Below are 23534 nucleotides of genomic sequence, written 5' to 3'. Positions count from 1 at the left end.
CGGGGTCCTCAGGATACGCGCTCCAGCGCGTGTTCCCGGCAGATATGGTCCAGCAGGCCGTCGCTGGCGGCCTCGACCAGATCCATCACATGAACGAAGCCATCCGGCCCGCCATAGTACGGGTCCGGTACTTCGCGCTCGGGATAGTCCTGGGCGAACTCCAGGAAACGATGCAGCCGCGCGCGGGCGCCATCCGGCTGAATCTGCTGGGCATTGCCGTAGTTCGCCTCGTCCATCGTCAGGATGTAGTCGAACGTCTCGAAGTCTTCGACCTCCAGCTGCCGTGCCCGCAACTGATCGAGATCGTAGCCTCGGCGACGGGCTTCCTCGCGGGCGCGCGGGTCCGGCCGTGCCCCAACGTGATAACCCGCCGTACCCGCCGAATCCACCTCGATGGCGGACTCCAGACCATGCGCGCGCACGCGAGCCTGGAAGACACCGTGAGCCATGGGCGAGCGGCAGATATTGCCCAGACAAACCATCAGCACTCGAATCTTTTGCATGCCTACTTTATGTGTTCGCGAAATGGGCACACAGCATAGCAAAGCCCCGCTCCGATGCCCGCCCGTAGGCGCGGCGGACGCGGTGTGCGATGCTGGTGGCGTGCCTGCTGTGCGGGCAGCCGCTTCCCCGGCGACTCGGAGTGTCCATGCCCGACTTTACCGGCCCTCGTCCAACCGGAATGCCCGCAGGCGGCCTTGATCGGTTAGGGCCGCGCGCGAGCGCGATGCCAACGCTTGAGACCGGCACCCGGTTGCAGGTTCAGATCATCGGGCAGCTCGCCGAACGGGGAGTGCAACTGCGCCCGCTGACGTCGTCCGGCGCGCAAAGCGTGGACACCCGCGCGCCCACCTTCAATGCCCAACTGGCGACACCACTACCCAACGCACTGCTACCCGGCAACCAGTCCGGTCCGCGCCTCGCCCTCGCCGAGGTGATCCGCACGGAGCCGCGCCTGGAAGTGCGACTGTTACCCCTGCCCCCTGGCACCGCACTGGCGACCCGCCCGGCCACGCCCTCGACACCGACTTCACCATCGACTCCGACGGTGGGGCAGCAAGACGCCTCGCAGTGGCTGTTGCGCGAGTTGCGCCACCAGATACCGGGGGCGCGAGGGCTGGCCGGTGGCATGCAAACGATTCAGAACACCCTGGCCACGGCCATAGCAGCCGGCACGCCACCCACGGCGAGCGAAGCCCGACTGCTACCGGCGATGAACCGCCTGATCGAACTGACACCTCCTGCCGTGCGCCTGACCAGCCCCGATAGCCTGAATCGCCATATCCAGCAGTCCGGCCTGTGGCTGGAGGCCATGCTCGCCCAGGGAGTACGAACCAATACCTCTGGCACAGCCACTCAGGACCTCAAGGCCCAGCTGCTGCGCGTCGCCGAACACCTGCGCCAGTCGGCCGAGACCCGCGCCCCTCTGCCAACACCCGCGACGACAACCACGGCCCCACCCGCGCCCACTACGGCGGGGCTGCCTCCCATGGGAGCACTGGCCGGGCTCATCGAGGGGATGCTGAAGCGCATTACCACGCTGCAGCTGCACTCACTGCAACCCAGCGCGCAGGGGGACGACGAGTCGCATCCCCGCTGGTTCTTCGAACTGCCATTTCGCAGCCCGCAAGGGCTTCACTCGCTGGCCGGCCAACTGCAGCACGAGGCCGGCCGCCCCCCCGAACGCCCGGAGGGATGGACCCTTGTGCTGGATCTTGATTTGCAGGCGCTCGGTCCCACTCGTGTAGCCCTCGCGCTGCGCGACGACCGGGTATCCGTTCATTTCACCGCAGAACGCCCGGAAACCGCCCAGCGCCTGCGCGCCGGCACGCCGGAACTCCACCAGCGGCTGGTCGGGCGTGACCTGATCGTCGGATCACTCTCGGTGCGTGAGGGTCGGGTGGAGCCACAGGATCCGGCGAGCCTTACCTTGCGTGACGGGCTCCTGGATGAACGCGCCTGAAGGCTTGAGATGAGCAAGCGCCGCCCCCCTCACGAGCACGATGAGCCGTACGTGGAGCCGCGCGGTCCCCGCCGCCCGCAAGCGGTAGCGCTGGAATGGGATCGGCAACGGGCGCCGCGGATTACCGCGAGTGGCAGTGGTGTCACTGCCGAACAGATCCTGCGTATCGCCGAGGAACATGGGATTCCCCTGCACCAGGACCCGGGCCTGACCGAGGCACTCGCGCAGGTACCGCTGGGTGAAGAGGTGCCGGAGAGTCTTTATGTCGCCGTCGCCGAGGTGCTGGCGTTTATATTTGTGCTTGCGGGGATCACGCCCGAGGACCGCGAACAGGGATACCGCCGCAACGATTCAACGTCGGGCGAGTGAAGGCACACACAGAAGGCGCTAACGACGACCCGCAGAGCCGGGGGCGTGCAAGCTGTACAGAAGATCCAGTTCGGTCGTGGTCAAGCCGCACATACGGCGCACCTCTTCCCGCTCGCGGCCCTGACGGATCAGCTCGATCGCCTGCTGATAGGCGCCATCATCGGCGTCGCGGGCCCGGAGCTCGCTTTGCTGGTCATTGAGACGCTCCAGCGCGCGCTGCACCGCAGACTGCGCCTGGCTGTGATTGACGACCCCCTGGGAGATGACCTTCATCGCGCCCTGCAGCGCCATCACCGAGGTGGCCTGGCGCTGATAGTCCTGGCGCAACGCTGCGAGCTGGCGCCGCAAGGTCAGCACGAGCGAAACGGCCAGCACTGCCACGACGGTCGCCACCAAAGCGATTGCCGCGACAATCCAAACCACAATGCCTTCCCCCATCGGCCCAATACTCCAAACGGTCCAGAGGCGATTGTCGCGTGAAATGCCCGGATACACCAGCCGGGGCGATCCAGCGGCCCCGTGAAACGGGCAATCAGGCGTAATCGTCGATCAGGCCCTTGCGAGGGCGCTTGCGATCACGCGGGGAACGTTGCTGTGCGGGCTTTATGGCCGGACGCAGGACCGGGTCCCGATCCTGGTCATCGCTGAGCGTGCGCCCGGGCACGGTGGTGTGGACCGGGCGAACCGTGGAGTTCGTGGCCGGCGGCTGCACGGGGCGAACCGTTCGATCCGGCTGCAGTTCATCCACCATCGTCCCACCTCCCCTCCGCTTGCCGTGTTCCGGGGAACCATCCACCGGTTTGATCCGTACTACTGCACGGCGGTTCCTGATCGCCGAATGTCCCGCCCTTCTACAGCTCCCGCAGCTGCGCCCATTCCTCGTCGGAAAGGAGCTTGTTCAGGTCAACCAGGATCGTCAGCCCCTGCTCCGTGCTCGTGACCCCCTGGATGAACCGCGAACTGTCGTCGTTCCCGACTTCCGGAGCAGGCTCGACCGAATCCAGCGAGATCCTTACAACCTCCGAGACCGAGTCCACCAGGATGCCGACATTCTGGTTGTCGACATCGATGATCACGATGCGCGAGGCTTCGTCTGGCTCGCGATCGTCCAGCCCCATGCGCCTGCGCGCGTCGATCACGGTCACGACGTTGCCCCGCAAGTTGATGATGCCGAGGATATAATCCGGCACACCGGGCACGGGCGCGATCTCGGTGACCTTCAGCACCTCCTGCACCTGCAGGACGTCAATCGCGTAGGTCTCCTCCGCGAGACTGAACGTCACATACGGGGCCGTATCGGCCTTGGCCATCGCTTCTACGTCTTGTGCGCTGCTCATGTCTTCCTCGTCGCTCGCGAACCCTGTTGCGGGCCCGGTGTTCGGTTCCTGAATACTTTATCGGCCGCGCTCGTCGCGGCTTGAGTCCGGAGCACCGCCCATTTCCCAGCTACCCTGGTCCAGGGTCCGGTCGAGGGCCTCCAGGTCCAGCAACGTGGCCATCTGTTCGCGCTCCACCCCGGCCAGCCAGGGCAGGCGCTTGCGATGGCTGCGCCAGCGCAGATTCTGGGGCTCTATCACACGGGTCCCCTGAATCGAGCGGCAGGCCAGCGCAAAGCGCGACCCAGCCAGGAACACGACGTGGCGGGCCGTCTCCGGCTCGTACTCCCTGTCTTCGGGCGTTACCACGGCCGCGAGATCAATCAACTGCACCCGCCCTTGTTTGGTGTCCGCCAGGCCCAGATACCAGACAGAGTGGTTGGGCGTGGGGCGCACCTCCAGATCGTCGAGCGGCGCAACACCGCCGAGCGAGGCTAGCGGCGCCAGCAGAGTCAGATTCCCGGCCTCCAGCACCAGCGCGGAGAATCGCTCGGACGGACGCGGATACTCCTCACTTTCGACAATCGTGCGCGGGGGTGCCGGGGGCGCGACCGCTTCGGCCACCACGGGGACGTCGGGTACGGCGGCAGGCTCCGGTTCAGCGGGAGCTGGTCTCGGTTCGAGGATATCCGGGCGCAGCAGGTGCGCCGGGGCGACCGGCGCCGGTTCGTCCAGCAGGCTGCCGAAATAGTCATGCAGGGCTTCGGGTTCCGCCTTGAGCGCCAGGTTGTGATCACGCGAATGGTTCATCCCTTCTGCCTCCGGGCCCGGGCATGCGGCTGCGAAAGCTGACCGCCAATTGCCTCCAGCAAGTCCGAGTACGCCAGCACCCCACGGGCGTCCGGAATCATGAAGCACAGGGGCTGGCCAGCACTCGACGCATCGCGGAATTTGGTATCGACCGGAATCACGCCGGGCCAGACCTCATCCCCATATAGTCGGCGCAGCTCGGCAAGCGCCTCGTGCGCGGCGCGGGTGCGCCGATCGAACAGGGTGGGAATAATCCGGTACTGCAGTTCAGCCTTGCGCGACTTCTGGACCATTTTCAGGGTATTGATCATTCGTTCCAGCCCCTTGAGCGCAAGGAACTCGGTCTGTACCGGGACCAGCAGCTCGTCGCAGGCCGCCAGGGCATTGACCATCAACACGCCCAGCATCGGCGGGCAGTCCATCAGCACGTAGTCGTACTGGTCGGCGACCTGCTCCAACGCCTGGCGCAGCACCAGGCCCATCCCGCTGCGCGTACCGAGTTGCCGATCGAGCGTGGCCAGTGCCGTGCTGGCCGTCAGCAGGTCCAGCCCCGGGAAGCGGGTCTCGCGGATCAGCCCCCGCGGATCAGGGCGCTTCCCCTCTGCACACTGGCTGAACAGCTCGTATACGCCCCGCGTGGCCGTCTCGGGATCGTGGCCAAAATAGGCCGTCAGCGAGCCATGCGGGTCGACGTCGACCATCAATACGCGCTGTTCCGGCCCCGACAGCAGGCCACTCAGGGTGACTGTGGTCGTGGTCTTGCCTACCCCGCCCTTCTGGTTGGCCACCGCCCAGATCTTCACTCGGTATCCCCCTCGTCCCCATCCATCGTCGGTGCCCCCAGCGAGACCGGCAGGTCCTCGCGCAATTGCTCGGGCTCCTGCGCCCCGTCTTCACGCGGGCGCGCGCCAGGCAGGACCACGATGGCGACCCGCCGGTTTTCCGCCCGTCCTTGCTCGGTGTCATTGCTCGCGACCGGGCGATGCTCACCGTATCCAAGGGCCACCAGATTCTTCGGCTCGATGCCCGCGTCTTCAAACACGCTTACCACGGCTGCGGCGCGTCCCGACGAAAGCTCCCAGTTCGAAGGATAGACCGCCGTCTGGATCGGGACATTGTCCGTATGGCCCTCCACGTGCACCCGCGACACCCGCGGCGCCAGGATCGCCCCCACCTCATCCAGCAGGGACCGGGCCTCTGGATTCAGCGTAGCCGAACCACTGCCGAACAACAGCCGGCTGGTGATCTCGATCTCCAACCAGTACGCCTCCCGGCTGACCCGCAGATCACCATCCTCGATCAGCGGGGCCATCGCCATTTCCAGCTCTTCGGCGACCTCGGCCAGGGCCTCCAGGAAATCCTGCAGCTCGTCATCCGTGCCCGCGTCGTCGAGCAGGCCCGAAAACGCCATGTCGATCGGGGCTACACCCTCCTCGACGATACCGGGCTGCACATCGATCGGCACCAGCGCACGCATCTCATCCAGGGATTGCTCACGCGACACCGTGGGTTCGCCCACCTGGATCGGGTCAGTCTGCGCCGGCGCGCGGAAGGCATCCACCAGCGACTCCGACAGCACACGATACTTCCCGTCATCCACCGAAGAGATCGCGTACATCACGACGAAAAACGCCAGCAGCAGCGTGACCAGGTCGCCATACGGGATAGCCCAGGCCTCGTGATTCTCCGCTTCTTCATGGCGTTTTCGCCGGGCCATCGCGACCTCACTCGTGGATGAAGCCGCTAAGCTTGCTTTCGATGTTGCGGGGGTTCTCGCCCTCAGCGATCGATATCAGACCCTCCATCAACATCAACTGGTGCTGCGAGCGCTTCTGGATGATCGATTTCAGCTTGTTGGCCACCGGCAGGAACAGCAGGTTTGCCGACGCGATCCCGTAGATCGTGGCGACGAAGGCCGCGGCAATCCCCGCCCCCAACTTGCTGGGGTCCGCCAGGTTCTGCATGACCGCCATCAAACCCATTACGGCGCCGACAATGCCAAGCGTCGGGGCGTAGACCCCCATGCTCTCGAACACCTTGGCGCCCTGGGTATCGAAATGCTCGCGATTGTCCAGATCCGCCTCCAGGATCTGGCGGATGGTCTGCGGCTCGGAGCCGTCCACGAGCAGTTGCAGCCCCTTACGGGCGAACTCGTCGCTCTCCTCGTCGGCCAGCGTCTCCAGACCCAGGAGCCCTTCCTTGCGCGCCACGTTGGACCACTCCACGATGCGCGCCAGCATCGCCTCGTTGTCGATCCGCGGCGGCTTGAACGCCCAGGGCAGAATGCGCATCCCGTGGAGAAATACCGCCATGCGCGCCTGCACCAGGGTGGCCCCAAGAGTCCCCAGCACCACGATCACGAACGCGGCCGCGTTCCACAGCGCGCCCAGACCACTCCCCTTCGCGATACTCCCCCCGAGCACCGCGACGAGCCCCAGGGTGATCCCGATGAGGCTCAGGATATCCATCTAGCAAAACCCCTTGACCAGTGCAGGGCCCACATCCGGCAACGGATACACATGGTCCACGAGTCCGGCCTCCGCGACTGCGGCCGGCATCCCATACACCACCGACGTGGCCGCATCCTGTGCCCACACCTGTGCCCCGGCGCCCTTCAGCGCCCGCGCACCTTCGCGGCCATCCGCGCCCATTCCGGTCAGCACCACGGCCAGCACCTGTCCGCGCAAGGCCTCGACCGCCGAGCTGAACGCCGCATCCACGCTGGGCTTGTAGATCGTGCCCAGCGGGCTCTCGGTCACGCGCACCGTTGTCTGGCTGCCGCGCTCCAGCGTGGTTTGCATACCGCCGGGGGCCAACAGGGCCACCCCGGGACGCATGACATCGCCGTCTTGTGCCTGCTTGACCCGGATCTGGCACATGGCGTCCAGGCGCTCCGCAAAGGCCGGCGTAAAGCTCGCAGGCATGTGTTGAATCAGCAGAATCGGCTGCGGGAAGTTCGCCGGCAGGGCCTTGAGCACCTCCTGCAAGGCCACCGGGCCTCCGGTGGACGTCCCAATCAGCACCGCGCGGACCTGCCGCAGCGGCACGGCGGGCCGACTGACCGGCGGTGCCTGTCGCTGTACTTCGGCCGCCTTGCGATCGGACTCTTCACGACGCGCAGAGGGGCGGGCCTCGACCGCTGGACGTGCGCTCCCCGGCTGGCTGACCGAACGGGCCCGGCTGCGCGAAAGGCTGCGCACCCGCCGGCGCAGCATCATACGTGCGCTGTCCTCGTCGGATGCGATGTCACTGAAGCGTTTCGGCAGAAAATCGACTGCCCCCGCCTCCAGCGCATCCAGGGTCGCCTGGGCTCCCTCGGTGGTGAGACTCGAGAACATCAGTACCGGCCGAGGGTTCTCGGCCATGATCCGGCGCACCGCGGTGATACCGTCCATTACGGGCATCTCGATGTCCATGGTCACGACATCCGGGTCCAGTTCCTTGACCTTGCGAATCGCCTCCTCGCCGTTCTCCGCGCTGCCGACGACCTCGATCCCCGCGTCGGCGTCCAGAATTTCACTGATGCGGCGGCGGAAAAACCCGGAGTCATCCACCACCAGTACCTTTACCGGCATCCTTAGCCCTCGATTGTTTGCGCGGGCCGCCGGGTGCGGCCCGCCGACGGGATCTTGTGCGTCAGCAAGCCCACGAGATCGGCGACATCCAGGATCAGCGCAATCCCTCCGTCGCCCGTGATGGTCGCGCCTGCCAGACCCTTCACGCCCTGCAAGTTCTGCCCCAGTGGCTTGATCACCACCTCTTCCTGTCCGACCAGGTCGTCGACAACCAGCCCCACCTTGCGATCGGCCGTATGCACCACCACCACATGCGACTCCGCCTTGGCTTCGGGGACAAATCCCGGCTTCAACCAACGCTTGAGATAGTGGACCGGAAGCGCCTGATTTCTGACGACAATGACCTCCTGGTCATCCACATAATGGGTTTTGGTCAGATCCAGGTCCAGGATCTCCGAGACAGACGCCAGCGGGATCGCGAACCGCCGCCCGTCGAGGATAACCATCAATGCAGGAAGTATCGCCAGGGTCAGCGGCAGCTTCACCCGCAGCGTGGTCCCGACCCCAATCTCGGAATCGATCTCGATGGTCCCGTTGAGCTGCGAGATCTTCGTCTTGACGACGTCCATCCCCACCCCGCGACCGGATACATCCGAGATCTCGGTCTTGGTGGAAAACCCCGCCATGAAGATGACGTTGAAGGCCTCGCGATCGGTCATCCGCTCGGCCATCGCGGGCTCCATCAGGCCCTTCTCGACGACCTTGCGCCGCAGGGCCTGCGGATCCATACCGCCCCCATCGTCCTTGATCAGCAATGCGATGTGGTCGCCTTCCTGCGCCGCACCGAGCACCACCGTACCCTTGCGCGGCTTGCCGGCCTTTTCGCGCACCTCCGGGGTCTCGATACCGTGGTCCACGGCGTTGCGCACCAGATGCACCAGAGGATCGGACAGCGCCTCGACCAGGTTCTTGTCGAGGTCGGTGTCCTCGCCAAAGATCTCCAGCTCGATCTCCTTACCCAGGCTACGCGACAGATCGCGGATCACCCGCGGGAAGCGATTGAATACCTTGTTGACCGGCTGCATGCGGGTCTTCATCACCGACGTCTGAAGATCCGATGTCACCAACGCCAGCGAACTAATGGCCTTGCCCAGCTCGTCGTCCACATGCTGGGTTCGCAACATGCTCAGGCGGTTACGCACCAACACCAGCTCGCCGACCAGATTCATAATCTCGTCGAGCCGTTCGGTGTTCACACGGACCGAGGCCTCACGCTGAGGGGCCTGCCGGGCGCCAGCCGCCGCGGCCGCAGGCTTGGCAGCCTGTGGCTTGGCCTCGGAAGCCGGCGGTTCCTGTGCCGCACTGGCGGCGGCTTCGGGCTCCACGCTCGGCTCTTCCTGCGTGGACGACTCAGCGGCAGCAGGTGCCGGCGCGGCACTGGCAGGAGGCCCATCACCTCGCGCCTGCAACTCGTCCAGCAGGTTCTCGAATTCATCGTCGGAAATCAGGTCCTCTTCATCCCCGCTTGGCCCGGCTGCATCCGAATCCGTGCTGGGCGACCCTGCGTCCGCATTCGACGACGTAGCGGAGTCCTGGGCCGCCTGCGGCGAACCATCGCCGTGCAGCGAATCCAGCAGGGCCTCGAACTCATCGTCGGTGATCTCGTCATCGGCGCCGACCAATCCCGAGTCTTCCCCCGCCGCGTCGTCCGCGGCCATCGCGGTCGCTTCCACCTCCGCGGGGGGTGCCGGTTCCGGCTCCGGCTCGGGGGACTCGTCGGGCGTCGCGACTGCGTCGGGTTCGGAATTGCCGGCCACGTCTTCGTTCTTCGCCATCCGCCGCAGGTCTTCGACCAGATCAGCCTCCGCGGGCGTCGGATCGACCCCGGAGCGGAGGTCGCCAAACATCACGTTCAGCGTATCGAGGACCCGCAGCATGGTATCCATCAGGTGACCGTCGACCTGACGCTCCCCGTTGCGCAGGAGATTAAACACGTCCTCTGCGTGATGGCAGACGGTCACCAGCGGATCCAGGCTCAGAAAGCCCGCGCCACCCTTGATCGTGTGAAAGCTGCGGAATACCGCGTTCAACAGATCCCGGTCATCGGGATGCTGTTCCAGGTCGATCAGCTGCTCGTTGAGTCCTTCGAGCAGTTCCCCGGCCTCGATCAGGAAGTCCTGAAGGATTTCGTCGTTGGGGTCGATGGCCATTCGGTCTCTCCGTTCCGGTGAGGCTTGCCGTTAAGGGATGGGCGCCGGGAAGCCGCTGATTCAGGAATCAGCGGGCTGCCTAGAAGCCCAGACTGGACAACAGATCGTCCACCTCGTCTTGTCCTTGAACGACATCCTGGCCGGAATCTTGAGTCTTTGGCACTGCTGGTCCGTGTCCGCGCCGATCGCCCTCGCGCCGCTCGGTATCATCGTCGAGCGTCTTCTCGGCGGCCTCGATGGTCTCCATGCGCCCGCTGGACAGTCGAATGAGCGAGACCAGGTTCTCCTCCAGGTCCGTCACGAGCTGGATGACGCGCCGGATCACCTGCCCGGTAATATCCTGGTAGCTCTGCGCCATCAGTACTTCCGACAGCAAGCGCCGCAGCTCTTCGGTGTCGTCGTTGGCCTGCGCAAAAAACGCATCCAGCTCGCGGGCAAACTCCCGGAACTCATCGACCGAGAGTTGCCGATTTCGGAAACGAGTCCACTTCGCCGTCAGTTCGCCGGCCTGCTGGCTGAACGACTCGGCAATCGGCAGACTCGTCTCGATGGCGGTCAGGGTCTCGTGGGCGGCCTTCTCGGTCATCGTGACCACATAATTGAGACGCTCACGGGCATCCGGGATCTCGGCCTGGGTCAGCTCCACCAGCCGCGAATCCCCGCGGAAGCTTTGCAAGGCCTCGTGCAGGTCGCGCGTGAGCTTTCCGAGTTCGTCGAAGAGTTCGCGGTCGTAGGGACGCGCCAGCTCCTGGATCAGCGCGCGCGCGGCCACCTCGTCCCCTGCCTCCAGAACCTGCACGAGCTCCCGCGCGCGAGCGATCTGCTGCTCACCGATCGATTGTTCTTGGTCTGTCATCCAAAGCCCCTTGCTCGCTCCCCATCCCGAACGTGATGCCCGGAATCAATCCCCCGGCCATGCATTGTCGCGGACCAGGAGATGTCGACACCGAAACCCAAGTTAACCTTGCGCTTCAATGCGTTCGAATATTTTGTCGATCTTTTCCTTGAGGGTTTCCGCGGTAAAGGGCTTCACCACGTAGCCGTTCACGCCCGCCTCGGCCGCCTCGACGATCTGATCACGCTTGGCCTCCGCCGTCACCATCAGCACTGGCATCGTCTTCAGCTTCTCGTCGGCCCGAACCGCCCGCAGCAGGTCGATGCCCGGCATGTTGGGCATGTTCCAGTCGGTGATCAGAAAATCGAAGTCGCCGTTCTGGAGCATCGGCAGTGCCGTGCTGCCGTCATCGGCCTCTTGCGTGTTGTTGAAGCCAAGATCACGCAAGAGGTTCTTGATGATCCGTCGCATCGTGGAGAAGTCGTCCACGATGAGAATTTTCATTCCCTTGTCCACAGGTCACTCCGGGATAAATGATTCATGTGAGTACTAGAGCGCGGCCCTCAGAATAACTGCAAAGCCTCGCCGTCTTCGAGCCAGGAACCCAGGCGCGCGCGCAGTCGGATGACGGCCTGACTGCGGATTTGGCTCACACGCGACTCGGTCACCCCCAGCACCGCGCCAATCTCGCGCAGGTTGAGCTCCTCGATGTAATAAAGCGACAGCACCAGACGTTCGCGTTCGGGCAAATCACCCAGCGCGGCGGCCAGCTCCTCGCGAAATTCTCCAGCCTCGATCGTGCGCGAGGGCGAGGCCTCCTGCCCCTCGATCACCCGGTCCGCATCACCATCAGTGCCGCCCAGGTCGTCCAGCGCGAACAGATGGGCGCCGGCATGGTCCTGCAGCATCGAGTAGTACTCGTCGATCGGCACCTCGAGTTCCTCGGCCACTTCGACCCCGCGCGCCGCCCGCCCCTCTCTGGCTTCGACCGTCTGGATCGCCTCGGCGATCTTGCGGCTGTTGCGGTGTACCGATCTCGGCGTCCAGTCACTGCGGCGTAATTCGTCGATCATCGCGCCACGGATCCGAATCCCGGCATAGGTAGCAAACGTGGCACCCTGCCCGCCTTCGAATTGCCGCGCGGCCTCCAGCAGGCCGATCATGCCGGCCTGGATCAGGTCATCGACCTGGACCGAGGAAGGCAGACGCGCCATCAGATGATGCGCGATGCGATGCACCAGCTCGATATGCTCCGCAACGCGCTGCTCGTGGCCTGTCGCGGCCACGCTCTCGTATCCGGGAAGGCGATTACGCGGCGACATCATGCGCTCTGCAGCATCCGTTCGACGAAAAACCCGACACCACCGTCCGCACCACGGGCCACCGGCCAGCGGTCCACCGTACGGGCGAGCTCGGTAAAGGCCTTGGCCGCCGGACTGCCCGGATACTGCTGCACGACCGGCGCACGTTTCTGTACGGCCTTGCGCAGATGCTCGTCCATCGGGATGTAACCGGCAAGATCCAGGATCACCTCCGGCAGGTAGTTGTCGCAAACCGTGGTGAGTTTCTGCAACAAACGCTCGGCACCCGCGCGGTCCTGGACCATGTTCGTGACCAGCCGGAAACGCCGCATGCCATGGTCGCGGTGCAGCACCTTGATCAGCGCATAGGCGTCGGTAATCGACGCCGGCTCGTCGCAGACGACGACCAGGGTCTCCTGGACCGCCCGGCAGAAGGTCGTCACGGATTCCTGCAGACCTGCCGCCGTATCCACCACCAGCACATCCAGCGGTTTGGAATAGGCGCTGAATGCCTGGATCAGACCGTTGTGCTCAAGCGGCGTGAGATTCGCCATCGCCGCAATCCCCGACGCCGACGGGATGACCTTGATTCCCTCGGGACCCTCGATCAGGACTTCCTGGAGGTCGTCCACCTGCCCCGTCACCAGGTCATGCAGGGTGCGCTCGGGCCGCAGCCCGAGCAGTACATCAGCGTTGGCCAGCCCCAGGTCAGCATCAAACAGCATGACCTCGCGGCCCAGCCGCGCGAGCGCTACCGACAGGTTAACCGACACATTGGTCTTGCCGACGCCGCCCTTGCCGGAGGCAACCGCAATGACCTTCAACGGCTCATTAGTGCGTGGCATAGCGTCCTTTCCCTACCGGATGGATCATCTCCAGAACGCCCGCATCCCGAGTACGGCCCGGCGACGGCGCACTGCGACCGTTATTTGCGAAATCCGCCAGGCTTGCATCGGTCCATCGTTCATCGCGAGAGGATCGACGCGCTGGCCCGCGCTCCTCGCCGAGCGCCCGCCGGGTCAGATCGCCCGTCTCGACCCGGTGGAAGTCTTCGGCAATCCGCTGCCCATCGCTGACAAACGTGAGACCCAGGTGTTGATCGAGCAATACCGACAACGTCTCCCCCAACTGTTCGGCTTCGTCGAGTTTGGTCAGCACCAGTGCCGATGGCTCGGTCTTCCGAAACGCATCCAGCACTCTTCGCAGCGCCGCCGCCTGAGTGGTCGCGGAGACGACCAGCCAGCTCTCGCGCCGAACACGGTTCGGCCAGCCGGCGAACAGGGACTCGTCACCCACCGCGGAAGGTGCCTGTCCGGCGGTGTCGACCAGGATCAGGTGCCCATCCTCCGCCCGCGCGGTCATGTCGCGCAACTCGCGCGCGCCCTGCAGCACCCGCAATGACACGCCCGCCATCTGCGCGAACGCCTGCAACTGGCGCGTGGCCCCAATGCGCTGCGTATCCAGTGTGACCAGCGTAACCGAATCCGCGCCCATACGGCGGATCTGACGCAGGGCGATGCGCGCGAGCGTGGTGGTCTTGCCCACCCCCGTAGGCCCCACCAGGGCCAGTACGCCGCCTTCATCCAGGATATCCGGATGGCGAGTCGCAATCGCCCCGGAAAGGCGTGCGCGCAGCCGCTCCCAGGCCTGTTCCACGGTGCTGTCGTCGAGAATACTCCCGGCGAGACTGCGCGCCAGTGACTCGCTGAACCCCCGGTCCATCAGACGAGACTTGCACTCCGCCGCCAGCGGATGTCGCGCCGCCCACTGTGCGGCCTCGTTGTCGCTGTGCTGGCGAGTGAGCAGGCTGCGCAGATCCCGCAGTTCCTGGCGCATCGCGGCAAGCTCGGGGTCCGCGGGCCAGGCCGAGCCCGGGGTCGGACGCGAGGCGGATGGCGACGCCTCGTGCGGGGCATGGACCGCATTCACCGCGGCCTGCTGCTCGCGTTCCGAGACGCCCGCATCCCCATCTTCCAGCGCCGCGACGACCTCCAGCCAGCCATCGACACGACGGCTCGACAGGATCACTGCATCCTCGCCCTGCTGTTCACGCACCTGCCGCATCGCATCGCGCATGTCGCGTGCCCGGTACCGTCTCACATTCATCGCTGTTCTCCCGTTTAGCCCTGGCGGACCCGATCGCTACTGTTCGTCTCAGGCACTCGTGGGGGCTGCCTGCCGGGCCGAGTCTTCCTGGCCCACTGTGGCCACCACGCGGATCCGCCGGTTGTCGGGGATCTCGGTAAAGGCCAGCACCGCCAGGTTGCGCACGGCTCCGCGGAGCCACCCGGCAATCCAGGAACGGATCTCCGGGGCCACCACCAGGATGGCGGGCTGGCCGCTGGCCTCCTGACGCTGGGCGGCCTCGGACACCGAACGCTGCAGGCGTTCCGCCAGGCCCGGCTCCAGCCCCACGGTCTCGCCATTACTGCCCTGAAGGGACTTATGCAAAAGCTGTTCCAACGATGGGTCGAGGGCAATCAAAGGCAGCTCATCGTCCGGTCCCACAAGGTCCTGCACGATCGAACGCGACAGCGAGACCCGCACGGCCGCGGTCAAAACGCCGGGATCCTGACTCTTCACACCCTCCTCTGCCAGGGTTTCGGCGATCGTGCGCAGATCGCGAATCGAGACCTGCTCGGCCAGCAGGTTCTGCAGGACCTTCAGGATCACCGACAGCGAGAGCGTCTTCGGCACCAGGTTCTCGACCAGCTTCGGCGAGTGCCGCGCCAGCTGGTCCAGCAGGTGCTGAGCCTCTTCGTGACCAATCAGTCGATGGGCGTTCTCGCGGAACACCTGCGACAGATGCGTGGCGATCACGGTGGAGCAATCGACCACGGTGTAGCCGGCGCCCTGCGCCTGATCACGATCGGCCGGGTCGATCCACAGAGCGTCAAGATTGAAGGTCGGGTCCTTCGTCGGCGTGCCCGGCACAGTGCCGAACACCTCGCCCGGATTGATCGCCAGCTCGCGATCCGGGAAGACCTCGGCCTCCGCCACCGTGACACCCAGCAGGGAGATGCGATAGGCATTCGGACTCAGTTCCAGGTTGTCGCGGATATGGACCGGCTGCAGGAGGAAACCCAGCTCCTGGGACAGCTTGCGGCGAACACCCTTGATCCGACCCATCAGCTGGCCGTCCTGGGTGCGGTCCACCAGTGGGATCAGGCGATACCCGACCTCCAGGGACACCAGGTCGACCGGGGGCACATCGTCCCAGGTCAGGTCGCGATTTTCCGGACTGGTCTCCGCCGCCTCGTCGGGCACACGCTCCACCTCCACGGTCTGTTCGCGCTCACGCCGCTGCATCAGGTAGGCCGAGCCAATAGCGAGCGACGCCAGGCCCAGGAACACGGCATTGGGCATGCCCGGCACGAGCCCGAGCACGGCGATCACGCCACCGGCCACGTACAGCACGCGCGGGTTGGAGAACATCTGCCCGAACACCTGCTGGCCCATGTCCTGGGTGCTGGAGACGCGCGTCACGATGATCGCCGTGGCCGAGGACAGGACCAGAGACGGGATCTGCGCGACCAGGCCATCGCCAATCGTCAGCAGCACGTAGTTGGTCGCGGCGTCGCCCATCGACATGCCGTGCTGCAGGGTGCCGATGGTCAGCCCGCCAATGATGTTCACGAACAGGATCAGGATCCCGGCGATCGCATCGCCGCGCACGAATTTCGAGGCACCGTCCATCGAACCGTAGAAGTCGGCCTCGCTGGCGATCTCCTCGCGGCGCTTGCGCGCCTCTTCCTGAGTGAGCAGGCCGGCGTTCAAGTCGGCGTCGATCGCCATCTGCTTGCCGGGCATCGAGTCGAGGGTGAACCGGGCGCTGACCTCGGAGACGCGCCCGGCGCCCTTGGTCACCACCACGAAGTTGATGATGATCAGGATGGCGAACACCACCAGACCCACGGTGTAGTTGCCGCCGACCACGAAGTCGCCGAAGGCCTGGATCACCTGCCCGGCCGCATCGGTACCAGTGTGACCCTCCAGCAGGATCACGCGCGTGGAGGCCACGTTCAGCGCCAGCCGCAGCAATGTGGCGACCAGCAGCACCGTCGGGAACACCGCGAACTCGAGCGGGCGCGGGGTGTAGACTGCGACCATGATCACGACCAGCGACAGCGCGATGTTGAACGTAAACAGGACGTCCAGGGCGATGGGCGGCAGCGGCAGCACCATCATCGAGAGCATCGCGATCAACAGGATCGGCGCCCCCAGGCCCCACTTGCCGACAGTTCCCAGGCGGTCGAAGAAGGCCACTAGCGATTCCTCCGACGGCCGCGCTGCTGCTGCGGATCGAGATAGTCATCCGGCACCGGCAGGTCATCCGGCATCGCGACGTCTGCATCCGAGCGCTTGAGCTGATAGACGTAGGCGAGGATACGCGCGACCGCGACGAACAACCCGTTCGGGATCTCCTGGTTCAAATCCGTGGTGAAGTAGATGGCGCGGGCGACCCGGGGTGCCTCGACGCGAATGATCTTGTGTTCGTCCGCAACCGCGCGGATCGAGGCCGCGACCTCGTCCACGCCCTTGGCCACCAGCTTCGGCGCGGCCATGCGCGAGGCCTCGTAGGTGATCGCCACCGCATAGTGGGTCGGGTTGGTGATGACCACGTCCGCCTTCGGCACCTCCTCCATCATCCGGCGCTGCGCCATCTCCTGCTGCAGCTGCCGGATCTTCTGCTTGACCTCCGGCTTGCCGTCGGTCTCCTTGTATTCGTCCTTCAGCTCCTGGCGCGTCATGCGCAGCTGCTTCTGGTGGTTCCACATCTGGAACGGAGCGTCGATCGCGGCCACGAGAATCAGTGCGGCCGAGACCGCAACGAAGGTCCCCAGCGCCAGCTGCGCCGCATGTGCGATCGCCTGCTCGAGGGGCTCGTACCCGAGCATCAGCAGGCGATCCGAGAAGGTCCACAGCACCGACATCGCCACACCCGCGACCAGCACGAACTTCGCGAAGGTCTTGCCAAACTCCATCAGGCCCTGCCACGAAAAGATGCGCTTGAGACCCTTGAGCGGGTTCAGCTTGGAGGCCTTGGGTTTCGCCGCCTGCCAGGAGAAGTTGGCGCCCCCGATCAGGATGGGCGCCAACACCGCCGCGACCATCAGCACCCCGAAAAGGGGCAGCAGCATACGCAACGTCATGAAAATCTGTTCCGACAGATACGGCAGCAGCAGCGAGCTGTCATAGGCCAGATCACGCTCGATATCGAAGCGCCCGGCCGTCTGTTCGGCCAGCTGCCCGCCCAGCGTCGGACCGAAGAACGTCATGAAACCGCCGGCCGCCATCAGCACGAGGAAGGTCGACAGCTCCCGCGAACGCGGGACCTGGCCCTTCTCCTTCGCCTCGCGCAGGCGTTTCGGAGTCGGTTGTTCGGTTTTCTCTTGTCCGCTCTCGTTCTCGGCCATCCTAGAACCCCAGCATCGCTTGCATCAGGCCAAAGCCGTCGAACAACAGATCCCCAAGCCGCTCCGGCAGCCCGGGCATGGTCAGCATCAGCAGAATGAAGCCCATCAGGATCATCATCGGGAAGCCCACCGCGAAGATGTTCAACTGCGGCGAGGCCCGGGTGATCACCCCCATCGACAGGTTGACCAGCAACAGCGAAGCCACGGCCGGGATCGCTACCAGCACGGCCCCCTGGAACATCACACTGCCAAACGCGATCAGCGAGGCCAGCGCCTCGGCATCCAGCCCCGAGGGCGCAACCGGCAGCGTCTCGAAGCTCGTCAGCAGCAGCTCCAGCGCGATCAGATGCCCATTCATCGCCAGGAAGATCAGCGTGGCCATGATCACGAAGATCGTGGAGACCACCGGCACCTGCACGCCCTGCGCCGGATCCACGATCGAGGCGAAACCGAGGCCCATCGACAGTGCGATCACCTCGCCGGCCTGCGTCAACGCGGAGAACACCATCTGCAGGATGAAGCCCATCACCAGGCCGATCAGGATCTGGTGCACGGTCACCACCACGCCCTCGATGCTGATCGGGTCCACCGCCGGCAGCGCCGGCCCCTGCATGGCCACGAAGATCGCCAGTACCAGGGCGAACAGGATGCGCACCGTCGCGGTGAGCTGGTCGCCACCGAACACCGGCATCACCAGGAGCATCGCCCCAATGCGGGCGAACGGCCACATGACCGCCCCCACCCACACAAGGATCTGCTCCATGGCAAGGTTCACGCCTGCCTACCCCACCATGCCCGGCGCGGCATCGTAGAGCCGCTCCGTGTATTCGATGATCAGCGCCAGCATCCAGTGCCCGGAGATCAGCAAGGCGGCAAACATCGCCAGCAGCTTGGGGATGAAGGACAGCGTCATCTCCTGGATCTGGGTGGCGGCCTGCAGCATTCCGATCGCCAGGCCCACGGCCAGGGCCGTCAGCAGCGGCGGCGCGGCCAGCAGGACCACGACCGTGAGCGTCTCGCGCCCGACATCAACCACCATCTCCGGCGTCATGTATCCCCCTAGACAAAAAAGCTGGTGGCGAGTGTGTTCATCATCAGCGCCCAGCCATCGACGAGAACGAACAGCATCACCTTGAACGGCAGCGAGATGATCAGCGGCGACAGCATGACCATCCCCATCGACATCAGAACCGAGGCCACCACCAGGTCGATAATCAGGAACGGAATCAGGATCAGAAAGCCGATCTGGAACGCCGTCTTCAGCTCGCTGGTCACGAAGGCGGGTACCAGCAGGCGCAACGGGATGTCATCGGCGTCGTCGAATCCATCGATGCCGTTGATCTCGGCAAACATGCGGATATCACTCTCGCGGGTGTGCGCGAGCATGAACTCGCGAAGTGGCTGCACGCCGGCCTGCAGGACCTCTTCGGTCCCCATCTCCTCGTTCATGTACGGGACGACGGCGGTCTCGTAGATCTCGTCGAACACCGGTGCCATCACGAACAGCGTGAGGAAGAACGCCAGGCCAATGAGAATCTGGTTCGAAGGGGTCTGCGTCGTCCCCAGCCCCTGGCGCAGAATCGCCAGCACCACGAGGATGCGGGTAAATGCCGTCATCATGATCAGCGCCGCCGGCAACAACGTCAGCAGCGTCATCAGCAGCAGGATCTGCAGGGTGACGGAATAGGTCTCGCCGCCCTCGCCGTCGGTGGTCACCGTCAGCGCCTCGATCCCCTCACCGCCGAACTGACCCCACGCCAGTCCCGGAAGCAGCAACAGCGCCAGCGCCAGCAAGGCGCCTGGTAGATGCCTGAGCCGACCCGCCATCACGACCGCTCGCCTCCCGCCTCGCGCCGCCCCGAGACGGCTCGGCGCAACGCACTGGAGAAGTCCGCCGTAGTCGTCTCCTCCACACTGACGGGTTCCCGCAGCGTATGCAGGGTTCGCATGCCCGAGGGCGCCACGCCGATCAGCACCTGCTCCTCGCCCACCTGGACCAGCATCAGGCGCTCGCGCGTCCCCACCGAGCGCACCGCGACCAGCTCGATGGTCTGCGAACCTCGGCTCAGCCCCCCCTGGGTGCGTCGAAGAATCCAGCCCAGAACAACGATCGCAATGATCACAATGACCAGTCCGCCGATCATCTGCGTCAGGTGGGCGGCGGCCGAAATCCCGCCGTTCGCCTCCTCGGCGAACCCGATCGCAGGCCAGAGCCCCCCTGTGCCGGCCAGTCCGAGGACTGCCAGCCAATGTGCAAATCGTAGTGTCATCAGTTACTTGAGCTTGCGAATGCGTTCACTTGGGCTGATCACGTCGGTCAGCCGTATACCGAACTTCTCGTTGACCACGACCACCTCGCCGTGCGCGATGAGCGTCCCGTTCACGAGCACATCCAACGCCTCCCCCGCGAGCCGGTCGAGCTCCACCACGGATCCCTGGTTCAACTGCAACAGATTGCGAATGGGAATGCGGCTGCGACCGATCTCCATCGAGATGGTGACCGGCACATCCAGCACCATCTGCAGATTGATGTCCTCGGCCGACATACCGGCCGATGCCGCCAGCTCCTCCGGCTTGAGCGGTTCTGCTTCCGGATCAGGCTTGTGCTTGCGCTCCCTTTTCTCCGCCCCCATCAGGGCATCGGCCGATTCACTCACGCCACTGCTCGCCTGGGCCTGATTCAACAGTTCGTCCGGATCGGCGGCCGGCTCGCCGTCGGTGTCCTTCTGCTCGGCCAGCGCTGCGGCCCATTCGTCCGCCAGGGCATCCTGATCGTCTTCGGAATCGCCCGACTCGGCTTCTTCAGTCGCCTCGGTCGTGACATCGCCCTCCTCCTCGGAGGCCTGATTTTCGTCGTCTTTCTTCTGGTCTTCGGTGTCTGCCATGGGTGCAGCCCTCTATCGCTTGATAATGCGATCCGTCACCTGGATCGCATTCTTGCCATCGGATACGCCAAACTTCCCTCGAAACAGAGGGATATCTTCGACTTTCAAGGTCACGGTCTCGGGGAGAGTGATCGGAATGATGTCGCCCGGCTGGATGTCGAGCAGCTCCTGCACCGTCACTTCGGTCTCGGTCAGGGTGGAGCTCACCTCGACTTCCGCGTCCTGGATCTCTTCTTCCAGCGCCTTCATCCAGCGCTGATCCACATCGGTACGGTCCGATTGCAACCCGGTGTCCAGCTGCTCGCGGATCGGCTCGATCATCGAGTACGGCAAGGTAAAATGCAGATTGCCGCCACCACCATCGAGCTCGATATGAAACTCGCTGATCACGACGATCTCGGTGGGCGAGACGATATTCGCGAACTGCGGGTTCACCTCCGAGTTCAGGAACTCGAAGCGCAGATCCATCACCGGCTGCCAGGCCTTGACCATGTCCTCGAATGCGCCTTCGAGGATGCCGTGGACCACGCGCATCTCCATCGGCGTGAAATCACGTCCCTCGATGCGCGTGTGGTAGCGGCCATCGCCCCCGAAGAAGTTGTCGACCAGGATGAACACCAGCTTCGGGTCGAACACGAACAGACCGGTCCCGTGCAGCGGATGGGCCCGCACCAGGTTCAGGCTGGTCGGCACGAACAACGAGTGCATGTACTCCGAAAACTTCGAGACACGGGTGCCCACCACTGAGAGTTCCGCGGAGCGACGCAGCATGTTGAACAGGCGTACCCGGAGGTGTCGTGCAAAGCGCTCGTTGATCATCTCCAGCGTGGGCATGCGCCCACGCACGATCCGATCCTGCGTCGCGAAGTTGAACTCGCGGGCCTCTCCGTCATTCGGAAACGGGTCATCCGTTTCGATATCGCCGTCGTCGACGCCATGCAGGAGGGCGTCGATTTCGTCCTGGCTGAGAATGTCGGTCTGCGCCATGGTTGTACCTACTGCATGACCAGTTCGTTAAAGCGCACCGCTTCCACATCATGTGGTGCGTCCCGCTCCTCGAGGATCTCGGCGATCGCCTCGCGCAGCTCCTCGGCGAGCGATTCCTTCCCGTCACGCGTATTGAGGTCGTCGTAGTGCTTCTCTCCAAGCAGGCCCAGCACATCATTGCGAACGGCCGGCATATGCCGCTCCAGCGCTGCAATCACCTCGGGGTCGGTTGTCACCACGCTTAGCTCGACCCGGAGATAGCGAATGCGTCCGGGCCCATCAATGTTCACGGTCATCGGCTCCAGCCCGTGATAGTGACGCTCGGCAGGGCCTTCTTCGCCCGTCTCTTCCTCGCCACCGGCGGACAAGAAAAACCACGCAGCCGCCGCGCCGGCGCCGGCGAACACGAGCACCAGCAAAATGACAATCCAGATCAGCCCCTTCTTGCCCTTTTTGCCGGCGCCTTCTTCACCCAGTTCGACTTCCTTCTCCGCCATTTCCCACCCTCGAGATTCGTGAATCCGTCCATGTTGACGGCACGGGATCGCGCTGACTATTGCCTGAACTCATAGCAAAGGCAGTGCCAATATGGGTTTAGTTAATGATTTCCGTCACTTAAGGGGAACAAAAAAGATCACTGGAGGGGGATAGCCAGGAACAAAAAAGGGAATCGTCAAGATTCAGCCGCCCCGAACCCGGCAGAAGACGGGATCTTGGCGGCACAACAACAGGGGATGGAAACGACCGTGCGCGTTCACGCACCCGGTCTGCTGCGAACGGACTTACTCAGGCGAACAGGTCGAGCCGGCGGTTCAGGATCGAAAGGGTGCTACCCGTAGCCTGCTCGTCCTCGGCCTCGGGCCCATCGGCCTCGTCCCCGGCCCGCTGCCCGTCAGCCAATGGCTGCTGGCCTTCGCGCTCCTCGGCCGCCTGATCGGACACGGTCGCATCCTCAAGCGTGAGACCACTCTGGGCGAGACTCTCGCGCAGGCGGGGCATCGCCGCCTCCAGGACCTCGCGCGTCACCGGATTTGCGCTGATGAACTGGACCGTCGCGCGATCGCCATCGACGTTCAGGCGCACATCGAGCGTCCCCAGTTGCGGGGGATGCAGTTTGATCTCCGTTCGGCCGCCCTGCGCTCGCGCGAGCATGCGCATCTGATCCGTCAGTTCGCGCTCACCACCCGGCTGCAGCAGCCGCGCAAGGTCCAGGCGCAGCGAGCTGCGCGAACCCTCGCTGGCTTCTGCGGCTTGGGCATGCGCCGGCAGAATGCCGGCCAGGGGCTCGGCGCGCGCCAGTCCCCTTTGCGTCTCGGAGCCCTGGGACATCCATTGCGCCAGCAGTTCCAGCACATTTTCGCGCGAAAGGCGACTGTTCGGACCCAGCAGCTCGGTACCCGCCACGCTACCCGAACCAGTCGAGCCAGCCGGGCCCTGGCTGGACTCGAGGAACAGCCGCATGACCGCCGCCGGCAACGGCTTGATCTCGCGCGCACCACCGCTTTCATCGGCGCGGTCCATCCGCGCAACGGGCGGATCGGGGCGATCATCGACTGCCGTCATAAGCGCGGCCAGCGGCAAATCCTTGCCGCCCGGCTCGACCTCGAGGGCCAGTTCTCCCTCGTCCATCAGGGACTGCAAGCGGGCCAGCATGCCCTCCAGATCGAGCCCCTCAAGCTCCTCCTCACCGACGCCCAGATCGACCAGCAGCGCCTCAAGCTGCGGCCGAAGAATATCGAGGAAGCCCTCGCCGTCTGCGGTTTTCAGCTCCTTCAGCCCTTCGAGGCCTTCGAGCGCCTGAAGGTCCTTGAGGTCACTGCCACCCCCCAACAACTGCAGGAGCGGCATCATCCCCTGACCGGCATTGCCTGTCGCGATCATCAATGGATCCTCTGATTCATTGCCCGGCTCGCAGCCGTTGCCGGG

At 64.7% G+C, this 23534-nt stretch carries 26 protein-coding genes and 1 pseudogene; 2 read left to right on the top strand and 25 right to left on the bottom strand.

Annotated features, from left to right (window positions below):
- Positions 1-8: 8 nt before the first annotated feature.
- Complete coding sequence (locus tag F813_RS0109900) at positions 9-503, bottom strand: low molecular weight protein-tyrosine-phosphatase (RefSeq protein ID WP_012982588.1); 495 nt, start codon at positions 501-503, stop codon at positions 9-11.
- A gap of 224 nt (positions 504-727) precedes the next feature.
- On the opposite strand from F813_RS0109900, the gene F813_RS0109895 reads away from it, so the two are divergent.
- Both F813_RS0109895 and F813_RS0109890 read left to right on the top strand, forming a co-directional pair.
- Positions 728-1963: a flagellar hook-length control protein FliK gene (locus tag F813_RS0109895; RefSeq protein WP_026148243.1), complete on the top strand. Its 1236-nt coding sequence runs from the start codon at positions 728-730 to the stop codon at positions 1961-1963.
- A 9-nt stretch (positions 1964-1972) separates the two neighbouring features.
- Entirely contained in the window at positions 1973-2332 is a 360-nt protein-coding gene (locus F813_RS0109890) for an EscU/YscU/HrcU family type III secretion system export apparatus switch protein (protein ID WP_012982586.1), read from the top strand.
- Between the two features lie 18 nt (positions 2333-2350).
- On the opposite strand, the gene F813_RS0109885 is transcribed toward F813_RS0109890, so the two are convergent.
- The 24 genes and pseudogenes from F813_RS0109885 to F813_RS0109770 all read right to left on the bottom strand — a co-directional run bounded on the left by F813_RS0109885 (position 2351) and on the right by F813_RS0109770 (position 23489).
- Positions 2351-2770 carry a DUF2802 domain-containing protein gene (locus F813_RS0109885; protein WP_017926414.1) on the bottom strand — a complete coding sequence of 140 codons (420 nt, stop codon included), beginning with the start codon at positions 2768-2770 and terminating at the stop codon, positions 2351-2353.
- 94 nt (positions 2771-2864) lie between these two features.
- On the bottom strand, positions 2865-3083 hold the full coding sequence (locus F813_RS0109880) for a hypothetical protein (protein ID WP_017926413.1): 219 nt from the start codon (positions 3081-3083) through the stop codon (positions 2865-2867).
- Between the two features lie 100 nt (positions 3084-3183).
- The gene (locus F813_RS0109875; RefSeq protein ID WP_017926412.1) at positions 3184-3642 is read right to left on the bottom strand and encodes a chemotaxis protein CheW; all 459 of its coding nucleotides are present in this window, start codon (positions 3640-3642) and stop codon (positions 3184-3186) included.
- A gap of 84 nt (positions 3643-3726) precedes the next feature.
- Positions 3727-4458, bottom strand: coding sequence for a chemotaxis protein CheW (locus F813_RS0109870; RefSeq protein ID WP_012982582.1), 732 nt, complete (start codon positions 4456-4458; stop codon positions 3727-3729).
- Complete coding sequence (locus F813_RS0109865; RefSeq protein ID WP_012982581.1) at positions 4455-5261, bottom strand: ParA family protein; 807 nt, start codon at positions 5259-5261, stop codon at positions 4455-4457. Before F813_RS0109865 ends, F813_RS0109870 begins: the two co-directional genes overlap by 4 nt.
- Positions 5258-6175 (bottom strand): flagellar motor protein MotD, encoded by a 918-nt coding sequence (motD, locus tag F813_RS0109860; protein ID WP_017926411.1) that lies wholly within the window; start codon positions 6173-6175, stop codon positions 5258-5260. Before motD ends, F813_RS0109865 begins: the two co-directional genes overlap by 4 nt.
- Positions 6176-6182: 7 nt before the next feature.
- Positions 6183-6926: a flagellar motor protein gene (locus tag F813_RS0109855; protein ID WP_017926410.1), complete on the bottom strand. Its 744-nt coding sequence runs from the start codon at positions 6924-6926 to the stop codon at positions 6183-6185.
- Complete coding sequence (locus F813_RS0109850; RefSeq protein ID WP_012982578.1) at positions 6927-8033, bottom strand: chemotaxis response regulator protein-glutamate methylesterase; 1107 nt, start codon at positions 8031-8033, stop codon at positions 6927-6929.
- 2 nt (positions 8034-8035) lie between these two features.
- Positions 8036-10183: a chemotaxis protein CheA gene (locus tag F813_RS0109845; RefSeq protein WP_017926409.1), complete on the bottom strand. Its 2148-nt coding sequence runs from the start codon at positions 10181-10183 to the stop codon at positions 8036-8038.
- 79 nt (positions 10184-10262) lie between these two features.
- Positions 10263-11039: a protein phosphatase CheZ gene (locus tag F813_RS0109840; protein ID WP_012982576.1), complete on the bottom strand. Its 777-nt coding sequence runs from the start codon at positions 11037-11039 to the stop codon at positions 10263-10265.
- Between the two features lie 102 nt (positions 11040-11141).
- Entirely contained in the window at positions 11142-11522 is a 381-nt protein-coding gene (gene cheY / locus F813_RS0109835; protein WP_012982575.1) for a chemotaxis response regulator CheY, read from the bottom strand.
- 59 nt (positions 11523-11581) lie between these two features.
- Positions 11582-12343 carry an RNA polymerase sigma factor FliA gene (locus tag F813_RS0109830; protein ID WP_012982574.1) on the bottom strand — a complete coding sequence of 254 codons (762 nt, stop codon included), beginning with the start codon at positions 12341-12343 and terminating at the stop codon, positions 11582-11584.
- Positions 12340-13164 carry a MinD/ParA family protein gene (locus F813_RS0109825; RefSeq protein ID WP_038060152.1) on the bottom strand — a complete coding sequence of 275 codons (825 nt, stop codon included), beginning with the start codon at positions 13162-13164 and terminating at the stop codon, positions 12340-12342. The genes F813_RS0109830 and F813_RS0109825 overlap by 4 nt, the downstream gene beginning before the upstream one ends.
- 159 nt (positions 13165-13323) lie before the next feature.
- Positions 13324-14395, bottom strand: a pseudogene (gene flhF, locus F813_RS0109820) (flagellar biosynthesis protein FlhF); the annotation flags it as partial.
- Positions 14396-14473: 78 nt separating this feature from the next.
- Positions 14474-16585 carry a flagellar biosynthesis protein FlhA gene (gene flhA, locus F813_RS0109815; RefSeq protein WP_017926406.1) on the bottom strand — a complete coding sequence of 704 codons (2112 nt, stop codon included), beginning with the start codon at positions 16583-16585 and terminating at the stop codon, positions 14474-14476.
- Positions 16585-17736, bottom strand: a complete 1152-nt coding sequence (gene flhB, locus F813_RS0109810) for a flagellar biosynthesis protein FlhB (RefSeq protein ID WP_017926405.1) — start codon at positions 17734-17736, stop codon at positions 16585-16587. The genes flhA and flhB overlap by 1 nt, the downstream gene beginning before the upstream one ends.
- Position 17737: 1 nt before the next feature.
- Positions 17738-18499, bottom strand: a complete 762-nt coding sequence (gene fliR / locus F813_RS0109805; RefSeq protein WP_012982569.1) for a flagellar biosynthetic protein FliR — start codon at positions 18497-18499, stop codon at positions 17738-17740.
- A gap of 18 nt (positions 18500-18517) precedes the next feature.
- Complete coding sequence (fliQ, locus tag F813_RS0109800) at positions 18518-18787, bottom strand: flagellar biosynthesis protein FliQ (RefSeq protein WP_012982568.1); 270 nt, start codon at positions 18785-18787, stop codon at positions 18518-18520.
- An 8-nt stretch (positions 18788-18795) separates the two neighbouring features.
- On the bottom strand, positions 18796-19563 hold the full coding sequence (fliP, locus tag F813_RS0109795; RefSeq protein ID WP_026148241.1) for a flagellar type III secretion system pore protein FliP: 768 nt from the start codon (positions 19561-19563) through the stop codon (positions 18796-18798).
- Positions 19563-20006, bottom strand: coding sequence for a flagellar biosynthetic protein FliO (gene fliO / locus F813_RS0109790; protein ID WP_017926403.1), 444 nt, complete (start codon positions 20004-20006; stop codon positions 19563-19565). Before fliO ends, fliP begins: the two co-directional genes overlap by 1 nt.
- Before the next feature lie 3 nt (positions 20007-20009).
- Entirely contained in the window at positions 20010-20621 is a 612-nt protein-coding gene (gene fliN / locus F813_RS0109785) for a flagellar motor switch protein FliN (protein ID WP_017926402.1), read from the bottom strand.
- 12 nt (positions 20622-20633) lie between these two features.
- Positions 20634-21608: a flagellar motor switch protein FliM gene (gene fliM / locus F813_RS0109780; protein ID WP_017926401.1), complete on the bottom strand. Its 975-nt coding sequence runs from the start codon at positions 21606-21608 to the stop codon at positions 20634-20636.
- 8 nt (positions 21609-21616) lie between these two features.
- Positions 21617-22105, bottom strand: coding sequence for a flagellar basal body-associated protein FliL (gene fliL / locus F813_RS0109775; protein WP_017926400.1), 489 nt, complete (start codon positions 22103-22105; stop codon positions 21617-21619).
- 289 nt (positions 22106-22394) lie between these two features.
- Positions 22395-23489, bottom strand: a complete 1095-nt coding sequence (locus tag F813_RS0109770) for a flagellar hook-length control protein FliK (RefSeq protein WP_026148240.1) — start codon at positions 23487-23489, stop codon at positions 22395-22397.
- Positions 23490-23534 lie beyond the last annotated feature (45 nt).

The sequence above is a fragment of the Thioalkalivibrio sp. HL-Eb18 genome (assembly GCF_000364985.1).
GTDB lineage: Bacteria > Pseudomonadota > Gammaproteobacteria > Ectothiorhodospirales > Ectothiorhodospiraceae > Thioalkalivibrio.
The sequence above is the reverse complement of the archived record's forward strand: the minus strand, read 5'-3'. Positions and strand labels throughout refer to the sequence as shown.

Coding starts and splice junctions, on each gene's coding strand:
- fliM (WP_017926401.1), bottom strand. CDS start 21,608: ATGGCGCAGACCGACATTCTCAGCCAGGACGAAATCGACGCCCTCCTG.
- F813_RS0109825 (WP_038060152.1), bottom strand. CDS start 13,164: ATGCCACGCACTAATGAGCCGTTGAAGGTCATTGCGGTTGCCTCCGGC.
- F813_RS0109885 (WP_017926414.1), bottom strand. CDS start 2,770: ATGGGGGAAGGCATTGTGGTTTGGATTGTCGCGGCAATCGCTTTGGTG.
- F813_RS0109850 (WP_012982578.1), bottom strand. CDS start 8,033: ATGCCGGTAAAGGTACTGGTGGTGGATGACTCCGGGTTTTTCCGCCGC.
- F813_RS0109870 (WP_012982582.1), bottom strand. CDS start 4,458: ATGAACCATTCGCGTGATCACAACCTGGCGCTCAAGGCGGAACCCGAA.
- F813_RS0109830 (WP_012982574.1), bottom strand. CDS start 12,343: ATGATGTCGCCGCGTAATCGCCTTCCCGGATACGAGAGCGTGGCCGCG.
- F813_RS0109895 (WP_026148243.1), top strand. CDS start 728: ATGCCAACGCTTGAGACCGGCACCCGGTTGCAGGTTCAGATCATCGGG.
- fliN (WP_017926402.1), bottom strand. CDS start 20,621: ATGGCAGACACCGAAGACCAGAAGAAAGACGACGAAAATCAGGCCTCC.
- F813_RS0109770 (WP_026148240.1), bottom strand. CDS start 23,489: ATGATCGCGACAGGCAATGCCGGTCAGGGGATGATGCCGCTCCTGCAG.
- fliL (WP_017926400.1), bottom strand. CDS start 22,105: ATGGCGGAGAAGGAAGTCGAACTGGGTGAAGAAGGCGCCGGCAAAAAG.
- fliO (WP_017926403.1), bottom strand. CDS start 20,006: ATGACACTACGATTTGCACATTGGCTGGCAGTCCTCGGACTGGCCGGC.
- motD (WP_017926411.1), bottom strand. CDS start 6,175: ATGGCCCGGCGAAAACGCCATGAAGAAGCGGAGAATCACGAGGCCTGG.
- F813_RS0109845 (WP_017926409.1), bottom strand. CDS start 10,183: ATGGCCATCGACCCCAACGACGAAATCCTTCAGGACTTCCTGATCGAG.
- cheY (WP_012982575.1), bottom strand. CDS start 11,522: ATGAAAATTCTCATCGTGGACGACTTCTCCACGATGCGACGGATCATC.
- fliP (WP_026148241.1), bottom strand. CDS start 19,563: ATGGCGGGTCGGCTCAGGCATCTACCAGGCGCCTTGCTGGCGCTGGCG.
- flhB (WP_017926405.1), bottom strand. CDS start 17,736: ATGGCCGAGAACGAGAGCGGACAAGAGAAAACCGAACAACCGACTCCG.
- fliR (WP_012982569.1), bottom strand. CDS start 18,499: ATGGAGCAGATCCTTGTGTGGGTGGGGGCGGTCATGTGGCCGTTCGCC.
- F813_RS0109855 (WP_017926410.1), bottom strand. CDS start 6,926: ATGGATATCCTGAGCCTCATCGGGATCACCCTGGGGCTCGTCGCGGTG.
- fliQ (WP_012982568.1), bottom strand. CDS start 18,787: ATGACGCCGGAGATGGTGGTTGATGTCGGGCGCGAGACGCTCACGGTC.
- F813_RS0109890 (WP_012982586.1), top strand. CDS start 1,973: ATGAGCAAGCGCCGCCCCCCTCACGAGCACGATGAGCCGTACGTGGAG.
- F813_RS0109875 (WP_017926412.1), bottom strand. CDS start 3,642: ATGGCCAAGGCCGATACGGCCCCGTATGTGACGTTCAGTCTCGCGGAG.
- F813_RS0109900 (WP_012982588.1), bottom strand. CDS start 503: ATGCAAAAGATTCGAGTGCTGATGGTTTGTCTGGGCAATATCTGCCGC.
- F813_RS0109840 (WP_012982576.1), bottom strand. CDS start 11,039: ATGACAGACCAAGAACAATCGATCGGTGAGCAGCAGATCGCTCGCGCG.
- F813_RS0109880 (WP_017926413.1), bottom strand. CDS start 3,083: ATGGTGGATGAACTGCAGCCGGATCGAACGGTTCGCCCCGTGCAGCCG.